Source organism: Comamonas sp. (assembly GCF_009360615.1).
In the GTDB taxonomy this organism is placed as follows: domain Bacteria; phylum Pseudomonadota; class Gammaproteobacteria; order Burkholderiales; family Burkholderiaceae_C; genus Comamonas.
Genome location: NZ_SPEY01000086.1, coordinates 69,959 through 80,471, shown reverse-complemented (window position 1 = coordinate 80,471; position 10,513 = coordinate 69,959). Strand labels below are relative to the sequence as shown.

Here is a 10,513-nt window from a genome sequence, read left to right as displayed (position 1 = left end):
AAGGAAAGCCTGATCTCGGCCCGCGTCTGGCCGTCGAAGACGCTCAGCGAACGATCGCAGACTGCCCGGCCATTCTTCGCCGGAATCATGAGGGCGCTCAGCGGATCGCTGACATTGAGCAGGTCCTGCGGCGATGTTTCCACCCAGGGGTCGCGCTTCTTCACCGGAGGCTGGTTTTCCGCCGCGACGACATTGCCATTGGCGAAGCGGATCGTGGTGCTCTTGTTCTTGCGGCCATGCTTGTAGGCGAGATCGAAGCTCTTCGGCACGACCTTGCCGCCGACGGCGCTGCCGGTAACGTGCACGGTGCCGTCCGTATCGTCGAACACCCGCGCCAGACCGGAGGTCAGGAAACGGCCATTGAGGTTGTAATTCGCGCCATTGACCGTGGTTTCTATGGCGGACCGCGCAATGGAAAGCCCGAAAATGGAAATATCGTATTCCGTCCGGTAAAGATCATCGGCCCGGGCCGGGCCGCTGGCCATCGTCAGTGCCCCCAAGCTCAGGCCCGCGAAGGCCAGACCTGCCGCAGCCGCCACACCACACTGCGCCAGCCGGTGCCGGACGGGCTTCAACACATGCGACGGTTCGATCATACTCGGCATTCCTTTCGCCTGCTTCTCCAATGAAGGTTTTCAACCACATTGGACCGCCAGAAAGTTGCGTGGGATTCTTCGATACAGTATCTGTGCAACAGGCAAAACCGGCGAAGTTATGATTGCAAGCTTTCGTGAAGACCATTCGGAAGCCGGAAAACCGCGTCTTTGCGCGATGGATACGGAATCTCACTTGACTGCAACGGCTGCTGTCACTATAGAAACGCGACTTTCCCAATAGGCCGCCTGTCCGAGATCGCGCGCCAGCAGCATCAAACTGCGTTGATTGCTTGAATTCGGACATTCGGGTCGGGGCCTGAAGAACGTAATTGAAGGTGAGACCAAAATGTCCCGCGCTTGTGAATTGACCGGCAAGTCGGTCCAGTACGGCAACAATGTCAGCCACGCGAACAACAAGACGCGTCGCCGCTTTCTGCCGAACCTCTGCAATGTTACGCTGATCTCTGAAGCACTCGGCCAGAGCTATCGTCTGCGCGTTTCTGCCAACGCCCTGCGTTCGGTCGAACATCGCGGCGGTCTGGATGCGTTCCTCGTCAAGTCCGACGACAAGGAACTGTCGCAGCGCGCTCGCCTGCTGAAGCGTCAGATCGCAAAGAAGCAGGCTGAAGCAGTCGCTGCCTAAGCTTTCGGCCAAATGATTTGACAAAAAAGGCCGGCTCTCGTCGGCCTTTTTTGCTGGTTCCATCACCCAGGATAAAAAAATGTCAATCGAGACACCCTCTTTTTCCCGGCTTATGCCAGCGATACTGGCCATGTGCGTGGCGGTTGCCGCGTCGAATATTCTCGTCCAGTATCCGTTCCAGCATTTCGGCCTCGGTGAAGTTCTGACCTATGGTGCCTTCACCTATCCTGTCGCCTTTCTGGTCAATGACCTGACGAATCGCCGCTTCGGCCCTGCCGCCGCGCGCAAGGTGGTCTATGCCGGTTTCGTGCTGGGCGTCGTCATGTCGATCTGGCTGGCAACCCCGCGCATCGCGATTGCCTCGGGCTCGGCCTTTCTTTTCGCACAGCTGATGGACATCACCGTCTTCGACCGCCTGCGCCGCAAGACCTGGTGGAAAGCGCCCTTTGCCGCCGCCATGTTCGGCTCTGTGCTCGATACGGTCCTGTTCTTCTCGATTGCCTTCGCAGCCGGATTTGCGTGGATCGACACGCTCACGGGAATGCCCGATTCGTCGCTTGCCGAACCGGCGTCCTTCCTCGGCCTCGGCGTGCCACTCTGGGCGTCGCTGGCTTTTGGCGACTTCTTTGTGAAGGTCATCATGGGGACGCTTATGCTGATCCCCTATGGGGCAATCCTCGCCGTCTTCGCCCCGTCGCTTTATGCGCCAAGCCGGACAACGGCGGAAGAGGCATGAAAAAGGGCGCTTGAAGCATTTCCAGCAAAAGCGTGAAGCGCCTTTGCGTTCGGAAATGCGTCAAATAAACTTCAAGCGTCCTTTGCTTTACCTTCTGCCAGCCCGGCGCCTGCCCTTGGCCGGAGCCGCAGCCCCCTGCTCCTCGAAAAGCGAGGCAAGCTGTTCGGTCATCGCGCCAGCCAGTTCGTCAGCATCGACGATGGTGACGGCGCGCTGATAATAGCGCGTGACGTCATGGCCGATGCCGATGGCGATCAGTTCCACCGGCGAACGCGTTTCGATTTCCTCGATCACGGCGCGCAGGTGCCGCTCCAGATAGTTGCCGGGATTGACGGAAAGCGTCGAGTCGTCGACCGGCGCGCCATCCGAAATCATCATCAGGATCTTGCGTTGTTCAGGCCGCCCAAGCAGGCGCTGATGCGCCCAGATCAGCGCCTCGCCGTCGATATTTTCCTTCAGCAGCCCTTCGCGCATCATCAGGCCCAGATTGCGCCGTGCGCGCCGCCATGGCGCGTCAGCGCTCTTATAGACGATGTGGCGCAGATCGTTGAGGCGACCCGGATTGGCGGGCTTGCCGCGTCCAAGCCACGCTTCGCGCGACTGGCCGCCCTTCCACGCCTTGGTGGTGAAGCCCAGAATTTCCACCTTCACGCCGCAACGTTCCAGCGTGCGGGCGAGAATATCCGCGCAGGTCGCGGCAACCGTGATCGGGCGACCGCGCATGGAGCCGGAATTGTCCAGCACCAGCGTGACAACCGTATCGCGGAAATCCGTATCGCGCTCCTGCTTGTAGGAAAGCGGCTGCGTCGGATCGATGACGATGCGCACCAGACGCGCCGAATCGAGATAGCCCTCTTCCAGATCGAAATCCCACGAGCGGTTCTGCTGCGCCATCAGGCGGCGCTGCAGGCGGTTGGCGAGACGCCCCACCACGCCCTGCAGATTGGCAAGCTGCTTGTCGAGGAAACCGCGCAGACGATCGAGTTCCGCCTCGTCGCAAAGATCGGTCGCTTCGACCTCTTCATCGAACTCGCGCGTGAAGACCCGGTAGCTTTGCGCGGTTCCGGCCCAGGCCCGGCTATCGCCGCTTTGCGCCACGGGCATGCCGTCCTGACTCTGGGATTCAAAGTGCAGAGGCAGGGCAAAACTGCTGCGCCGCCTGGGGCCGCCGGCACCTCGCGGCGCATCCTCCTGCGCCGCACGCACCGCCATGCCAACCCAGCGGCTGACGGCCAGGGCAGGCTCGACAAACTGCTGCTGCCGGTCTCTGAAGCGCCGCAGCCGATCCCAGTGCCGGCCCAGCGGGGAAGCCATGGACATCCGCGTGGACTCCACCAGATCGGCCATGCGCTCCGGTATCTCGTGTCCTGTCAACCGGCTCCAGCCCGTGACGGCCACTGCGAACAGCAAGATGCCCAGACTGCTTTCCGTGAGGCCGGAATCCACGAATGCCTGGCACCAGTTCACAAAGCGCTGGCGCATGTTCTCGCGCGCTCCGGGCCAGGCCTCGGGCACCAGACTCTCCACACGCAACTGCTCGAGCAGCTCGAACACCATGCGCTCCACCGGGTCTTGCGGCAGATGGGCCTGAAACAGGGCCTGGTCGCTCCACTGCAGACGCAGCCCCATGCTGTCGAGCAGGCCGCGCTGATCCGTCTGCTGCACCGGGACCTGACTATGGTGGGCCGCCGCCTGGGGTATGGGCGTGGTGCCGCGGTACAACGTCTGGCCGCTCCATTGCAGGCTGGCGTCGCCGGTGACCGCGCGCAGCATGGCGCCGCCCCAGACCTCCATGCGAGACAGCGAGGCAGGGCCGGAGGTCTCGGTGCTCATGCCAGCAACGCCAGTACTGGTTCTTCAGGTTGCGCCAGCTCCTGGGCGAAGCAGCGCTGGAAATACTCGCGCACGATGTCGCGCTCGGCAGGCTCGCATTTGTTGAGGAACGACAGCTCGAAGGCCAGCTTCAGGTCGTGGAAGATGGCTATGTTCTCGGCCCAGCTAATCACCGTACGCGGAGACATCAGCAAGGACAGATCGCCCACCGCAAAGCCCTTGCGCGTCAGCCCGGCCAGCGCCACCATGGCGTCCACCTTGCGGCGCCCGTCGGCCGTGGCCAGATCCGGCACGCGCGCCAGCACGATGGCCGCTTCCTCGGCCGGGGGCAGATAGTTCAGGCTGGTGACCAGATTCCAGCGATCGAGCTGGGCATGGTTGAGCTGCTGGGTGCCGTGATAGAGCCCGTTGAGATTGCCCTGGCCCAGGGTGTTCATGGTGGCAAACAGCCGAAAGCAGGGATGCGGCTCAATCACCCGCTTCTGATCGAGCAAGGTAAAGCTGCCCTCACGCTCCAGAACCCGCTGGATGACGAACATCACGTCGGGGCGGCCGGCATCGTACTCGTCAAACACCATGGCCACGGGCCGCTGCAGCGCCCAGGGCAGGATGCCTTCCTGGAACTGGGTCACCTGCTTGCCATCCTGCAGCACGATGCTGTCCTTGCCCACCAGATCCAGGCGGCTGATATGACCGTCCAGATTCACGCGCACGCAGGGCCAGTTCAGCCTCGCCGCCACCTGCTCTATATGTGTGGATTTGCCCGTGCCGTGCAGTCCCTGAATGACGACGCGCCGGTTGTGCGAGAAGCCCGCCAGGATGGCTTGCGTCACCTGCGGATTCAGGCGGTAGGCCTTGTCAATGGCGGGAACATGCTCGCCCGGCTCGGCAAAAGCCGGCACGCTCATGTCCGTGTCGATGCCAAATACATCGCGCACGCTGACGGTGCGGGTGGGCTGCAGCAGGCTCAGGTCAGTCATCATCGGCTTCCGGTGGAACGTCATCGTTAATGCGGGCGATCGCCGCGACGGCCGCCTGCAGCTTGGGAAGAAAGGACAAGGCCTTCTCCTTGGAAAAACGCATGATGGGTGCCTGCACGGCAAGCCCCATATTGGAGTTGCCCTGGGGCGCTGGCACCAGCACGCCAAGGCACAGCAGCCCGGGCAGGAACTCCTCGTTGTCGAAGGCATAGCCCTGCGCCCGCACCTGATCGAGCTCCTGATCCAGCGCCTCGAAGGTCGTCAACGTATTGCCGGTGAACGTTTCCAGCGGCACATTGGCCAGCAGCCGGCGGCGCTGTGCGGGCGACATCTGGCTCAGGAACAGCTTGCCCGTGGCCGAACAGTGCGCGGGCACTCGCGAGCCCGGGTGCAGATAAAAGCGCAGCGGCGCCGGCGTCTCCACGCGGTCCAGATACAGGACCTCGCTGCCCGAGAAAGCCGTGATGTTGCAGCTCTCGCCGAGCTCGCGTACCAGCTGGGTCAGCACCGCATGGCGCGCGCCATGCGTGGTGTTGTTGAGCAACACGTTCTCCGCCAGCCGCATCAGCCGCTGCCCCGTGCCGTAGTGGCGGCCGTTGCCGTCTCTTTGCAGGATTCCGGCGCCCTCCAGCTGCGCAAGCATGCGGTGCATGGTCGGCTTGGGCAACCCTGTCTCTTCCACCATGGTTTGCAGGGTGAAGGGCTGGCTCTTCTGCGCCACGGCTTCCAGCAGCGCGAACAAACGCAGATTGGGCGTGTCTCCGTCCAGGCGAGCCGAGGGGGTTTCTTCGCTGTGCTTCATATCGTTGCCGATCATATTAATTTCCATTTTTCGAGTCAATTTATTCCATAAAAAGAAATTTACTTGCACGAAAACAAAAAAATGCCATAGACTGACATCGTTATTTCTTTTTTCGGAACCATAGGTTTCAAATTTTCAAGGAGACAGAGATGGCTGCAACGGACAATCGTAAAGTGGTTGAAGGCGTTCACAAGATGACCCCTTCGGAAGCGTTCGTGGAAACCTGCGTCGCCAATGGCGTCAGCGAGATGTTCGGCATCATGGGTTCCGCCTTCATGGATGCCATGGACATCTTCGCCCCCGCAGGCATTCGCCTGATCCCGGTGGTGCATGAGCAAGGTGCGGCCCATATGGCCGACGGCTATGCCCGCGTCTCGGGTCGCCACGGCGTGGTGATCGGCCAGAACGGCCCCGGCATCAGCAACTGCGTGACCGGGATTGCCGCAGCCTACTGGGCGCACAGCCCGGTGGTGATCGTGACCCCCGAGACCGGCACCATGGGCATGGGCCTGGGCGGCTTCCAGGAAGCCAATCAGCTGCCCATGTTCCAGGAGTTCACCAAGTACCAGGGCCATGTCTGCAACCCCAAGCGCATGGCCGAGTTCACGGGCCGCGTCTTCGACCGCGCCATGTCCGAGATGGGCCCGACCCAGCTCAATATTCCGCGTGACTACTTCTACGGCGAGATCGAGTGCGAGATTCCCAAGCCCATGCGCGTGGACCGCGGCCATGGCGGCGAGGCCAGCCTGCAGGCCGCCGTGGAGCTGCTCAAGACCGCCAGGTTCCCGGTGATCCTGGCCGGCGGCGGCGTGGTCATGGGCGATGCCGTGGAAGAAGCCCGGCAGCTGGCCGAACGCCTGGGCGCGCCTGTGGCCACCGGCTATCTGCGCAACGACGCCTTTCCCGCCAAGCACCCTCTGTGGGCCGGCCCCCTGGGCTACCAGGGCTCCAAGGCCGCCATGAAGCTGATTGCCCAGGCCGATGTGGTGATCGCGCTGGGCTCGCGCATGGGTCCCTTCGGCACCTTGCCCCAGCACGGGATGGACTATTGGCCCAAGACCGCCAAGATCATCCAGATCGAGGCCGATCACACCAATCTGGGCCTGGTCAAGAAGATCGCCGTGGGTATCAACGGCGATGCCAAGGCCGTGGCGGCCGAACTGAGCCGGCGCCTGGCCGATGTGACGCTGGACTGTGACGCGACCAAGGCGGCACGCGCCGACACCATCGCCACGGAAAAGGCGGCCTGGGAGAAGGAACTCGACGGCTGGACCCACGAACGCGACCCCTACAGCCTGGACATGATCGAAGAGGCCAAGGGCGAGCGCACGCCGACCGGCGGCAGCTATCTGCATCCCCGCCAGGTGCTGCGCGAACTCGAAAAAGCCATGCCGCCGCGCGTCATGGTGTCCACCGACATCGGCAACATCAACTCCGTGGCCAACAGCTATCTGCGCTTTGACGAGCCACGCAGCTTCTTCGCTCCCATGAGCTTCGGCAACTGCGGCTATGCCCTGCCCACCATCATCGGTGCCAAGTGCGCAGCACCCGATCGTCCGGCCATTGCCTACGCAGGTGACGGTGCCTGGGGCATGAGCATGATGGAAATCATGACCGCCGTGCGCCACGACATCCCCGTGACCGCCGTGGTGTTCCACAACCGCCAGTGGGGCGCGGAAAAGAAGAACCAGGTGGACTTCTACAACCGCCGCTTCGTCGCCGGCGAACTGGAGAGCGAAAGCTTCTCGGAGATCGCCAAGGCCATGGGTGCCGAAGGCATCGTGGTGGACCACATCGAGGACGTGGGCCCGGCACTGCAAAAAGCCATCGACATGCAGATGAAGGAAGGCAAGACCTGCGTGATCGAGATCATGTGCACCCGCGAGCTCGGCGATCCCTTCCGCCGCGACGCCCTGTCCAAGCCCGTGCGCCTGCTGGACAAGTACAAAGACTTTGTCTGACACCGTCTGACACCCCCTGAGGCGCTGCGCGCCTTCCCCCTCGTTGCACGGCGCCTCTCTACCCGCTGCGTGGGGGAGGGGGACGACACCCACGGTGCGGGGCGGCCCTTCCTCGATGTCCCTGGGTTGGGCCGCGCCGGTTTCATGCGCCTTGGGTAAAGCGCAAGGCCCTCGAAAGCCGACTCCCAGACCCCTGCGTTGCTCGCGCCGGGACTTGTACTTCCCCGCAGGAGCTTTCATGACTCCCCCACTCTCGCTTGCCGTGGCCGCCGACGACGCGCCCGCCACGCCGCGTCCCCATCTCCAGCAATTGATCGACCAGGCCCGGGCCCGCGGCCCGATTTCCGTGGCCGTGGCCTACCCCTGCGATGCCAGCTCTTTGCAGGCGGCCATGCAGGCGGCGGAAGCCGGCCTGATCAAGCCCCTGCTGGCAGGCCCGCGCCAGCGCATCGAGGCTGCGGCTCGCTCTGCCGGTCTGGATCTGTCGGCCGCCGAGATCCACGCCACGGCGGACGACTCCCGCGTCGCTGCGGCCCAGGCCGCAGCCCTGTGCCGCGATGGCCAGGCCCGGGCTCTGATGAAGGGCAGCCTGCACAGCGACGATCTGCTGGGCGCGGCCGTGGCGCGCGAAGCCGGCCTGCGCGGCAGCCGCCGGGCCAGCCATGTATTCATCATGGACATCCCCGGCTACGACCGCCCTCTGCTGATGACCGACTGCGTGGTCAACATCTTCCCCAGCCTGATGGAAAAGCGCGACATCGCCCAGAACGCGGTTGATCTGGCGCAGGCCATCGGCATCGTCCAGCCGCGCGTGGCCCTGCTGTCGGCGGTGGAAACCGTCAACCCGGCCATTCCCGGCACCATCGATGCGGCAGCCCTGTGCAAGATGGCCGACCGCGGCCAGATCACGGGCGGCATCTTTGACGGCCCACTGGCCTACGACAACGCCATCTCCCTGCATTCGGCGCACAACAAGGGCATCGTCTCCGATGTCGCAGGCCGTCCCGATGTGCTGCTGGCGCCCAACCTCGAAGCTGGAAACATGATCTACAAGCAGCTGGTCTATATGGCCAACGCCGAATGCGCCGGCCTGGTGCTGGGCATGCGCGTGCCCATCGTGCTGACCAGCCGCTCCGATTCGGTGGCCAGCCGCATCGCCTCCTGCGCCCTGGCCGTTCTGGCCAGTGCAGGGATGCAGGTATAGAGCAAGACCTGATCAAGGCCCGGCCGGACACTGCGGTGGCCGGGCCTTTCTGTCAAACGCCTGTCTCCCGCAGACGCCAGAAACGAAAAAGCCTCAGAGTATTTCTACTCTGAGGCTTAACGTTTGGTGCGGCTGGCAGGAATCGAACCCACGACCCCTTGGTTCGTAGCCAAGTACTCTATCCAGCTGAGCTACAGCCGCATTGGCGGAGAGGGTGGGATTCGAACCCACGGTACGTTTGCACGTACGCCTGATTTCGAGTCAGGTACATTCGACCACTCTGCCACCTCTCCTGTGTCGAAGCATCTATTGTAGCCTAAAAATTCAGGCCTTCAGCAAAGTTTTGCCACCCATGTACGAAACCAGTGCTTCGGGCACGGTGATCGAGCCGTCGGCGTTCTGATAGTTCTCCAGCACGGCGACCAGCGTACGGCCCACGGCCAGGCCGGAACCGTTGAGCGTGTGCACCAGTTCGTTCTTGCCCTGGGCATTCTTGAAGCGGGCCTGCATGCGGCGCGCCTGGAAGGCTTCGCAGTTGGAGACCGAGCTGATTTCGCGGTAGGTGTTCTGTGCGGGCACCCAGACTTCCAGGTCGTAGGTCTTGGCGGAGCCAAAGCCCATATCGCCCGTGCACAGGCTCATCACGCGGTACGGCAGACCCAGCTTCTGCAGCACGGCTTCGGCATGGCCGGTCATCTCTTCCAGCGCTTCATAGCTTTTTTCGGGATGCACGATCTGCACCATCTCGACCTTGTCGAACTGGTGCTGACGGATCAGACCGCGCGTGTCGCGACCGCCGGAGCCGGCTTCGGAGCGGAAGCAGGGGCTGTGTGCGGTCAGCTTGATGGGCAGACGGTCTTCAGCCAGCACTTCGTCGCGCACCAGATTCGTCAGCGGGACTTCGGCCGTGGGAATCAGGTACAGAGCCGCAGTGTCGGGCAGGGGCTCGGCATCCTGGCCGCCCTTCTGGGCCGCAAACAGATCGCCTTCGAACTTGGGCAGCTGGCCCGTGCCCTTGAGCGAATCGCTGTTGACGATGTAAGGCACATAGCATTCAGTGTAGCCATGCTGCTCGGTCTGCAGGTCCAGCATGAACTGGGCCAGCGCACGGTGCAGGCGCGCAATCTGGCCCTGCATCACGGTGAAGCGGGCACCGGAGAGCTTGACGCCGGCTTCGAAGTCCAGGCCGATGGGCGCGCCCAGATCGACGTGATCCTTGATCTCGAAGTCGAAATTCCTCGGCGTGCCGAAGCGGCGCACTTCCACATTGCCTTCTTCGTCGGCGCCCACGGGCACGGACTCATGAGGCAGATTGGGCACGGCCGCCAGCATGGCCTGCAGCTCGGTCTGGATCTGGTCCAGGCGCGTGGCCGATTGTTCCAGCTCGGTCTTCATGGCGGCCACTTCGGCCTTGGCGGCTTCGGCGGCGTCCTTTTCGCCCTTGCCCATCAACATGCCGATCTGCTTGGACAGCTGGTTGCGCTTGGACTGCAGCTCCTCCGTGCGCGTCTGGATGGACTTGCGTTCGGATTCCAGCGCCTTGAAGGCTTCCACGTTCAGGAAGGCTTGGGGGTTCTTGCGGGTTTGCAGTCGGGCGACGACTGAATCCAGGTCTTTGCGGAGAAGTTGAATGTCGAGCATAGAGGGGGATTTTAGAGCGACTGGCCGCACCCGGCCGATACGCGGGGGATGGCAGCAGTCAGCTATCAAAAGCAAAGCGCCTTGCGCAAGCTATTCATAGAATTTCAGCATAAAACT

The 10,513-nt window shown here is 62.8% G+C and carries 9 protein-coding genes and 2 tRNA genes; 4 read left to right on the top strand and 7 right to left on the bottom strand.

What is annotated here, in order from left to right:
- A partial coding sequence (locus tag E2583_RS20445) for a DUF3108 domain-containing protein (protein ID WP_291598111.1) occupies positions 1 to 596 on the bottom strand: 596 nt, incomplete at its 3' end.
- 346 nt (positions 597 to 942) lie between these two features.
- On the opposite strand from E2583_RS20445, the gene rpmB reads away from it, so the two are divergent.
- Both rpmB and E2583_RS20435 read left to right on the top strand, forming a co-directional pair.
- Positions 943 to 1,239 carry a 50S ribosomal protein L28 gene (gene rpmB / locus E2583_RS20440; protein ID WP_078337585.1) on the top strand — a complete coding sequence of 99 codons (297 nt, stop codon included), beginning with the start codon at positions 943 to 945 and terminating at the stop codon, positions 1,237 to 1,239.
- A gap of 79 nt (positions 1,240 to 1,318) precedes the next feature.
- Complete coding sequence (locus E2583_RS20435; RefSeq protein WP_025089910.1) at positions 1,319 to 1,975, top strand: queuosine precursor transporter; 657 nt, start codon at positions 1,319 to 1,321, stop codon at positions 1,973 to 1,975.
- Positions 1,976 to 2,062: 87 nt separating this feature from the next.
- Here the strand turns inward: E2583_RS20435 and E2583_RS20430 are convergent, their stop codons facing one another.
- From E2583_RS20430 to E2583_RS20420, 3 genes are read right to left on the bottom strand one after another with little or no spacing between them, the layout of a single operon-like run.
- Positions 2,063 to 3,808 carry a cobalt chelatase gene (locus tag E2583_RS20430; protein ID WP_291598099.1) on the bottom strand — a complete coding sequence of 582 codons (1,746 nt, stop codon included), beginning with the start codon at positions 3,806 to 3,808 and terminating at the stop codon, positions 2,063 to 2,065.
- On the bottom strand, positions 3,805 to 4,788 hold the full coding sequence (locus tag E2583_RS20425) for an AAA family ATPase (protein WP_291598097.1): 984 nt from the start codon (positions 4,786 to 4,788) through the stop codon (positions 3,805 to 3,807). Before E2583_RS20425 ends, E2583_RS20430 begins: the two co-directional genes overlap by 4 nt.
- The gene (locus tag E2583_RS20420; RefSeq protein WP_291598095.1) at positions 4,781 to 5,605 is read right to left on the bottom strand and encodes an IclR family transcriptional regulator; all 825 of its coding nucleotides are present in this window, start codon (positions 5,603 to 5,605) and stop codon (positions 4,781 to 4,783) included. The genes E2583_RS20425 and E2583_RS20420 overlap by 8 nt, the downstream gene beginning before the upstream one ends.
- A gap of 134 nt (positions 5,606 to 5,739) precedes the next feature.
- Here E2583_RS20420 and xsc point away from each other — a divergent pair, with 134 nt between their 5' ends.
- Positions 5,740 to 7,551 (top strand): sulfoacetaldehyde acetyltransferase, encoded by a 1,812-nt coding sequence (xsc, locus tag E2583_RS20415; protein WP_291598093.1) that lies wholly within the window; start codon positions 5,740 to 5,742, stop codon positions 7,549 to 7,551.
- Positions 7,552 to 7,789: 238 nt separating this feature from the next.
- On the top strand, positions 7,790 to 8,755 hold the full coding sequence (locus E2583_RS20410) for a bifunctional enoyl-CoA hydratase/phosphate acetyltransferase (protein WP_291598092.1): 966 nt from the start codon (positions 7,790 to 7,792) through the stop codon (positions 8,753 to 8,755).
- A gap of 124 nt (positions 8,756 to 8,879) precedes the next feature.
- Here E2583_RS20410 and E2583_RS20405 read toward each other — a convergent pair.
- The 3 genes from E2583_RS20405 to serS form a co-directional block, all read right to left on the bottom strand.
- Positions 8,880 to 8,956, bottom strand: a tRNA-Arg gene (locus E2583_RS20405).
- Positions 8,957 to 8,958: 2 nt separating this feature from the next.
- Positions 8,959 to 9,048, bottom strand: a tRNA-Ser gene (locus tag E2583_RS20400).
- Between the two features lie 31 nt (positions 9,049 to 9,079).
- Positions 9,080 to 10,396: a serine--tRNA ligase gene (gene serS, locus E2583_RS20395; RefSeq protein WP_291598091.1), complete on the bottom strand. Its 1,317-nt coding sequence runs from the start codon at positions 10,394 to 10,396 to the stop codon at positions 9,080 to 9,082.
- Positions 10,397 to 10,513 lie beyond the last annotated feature (117 nt).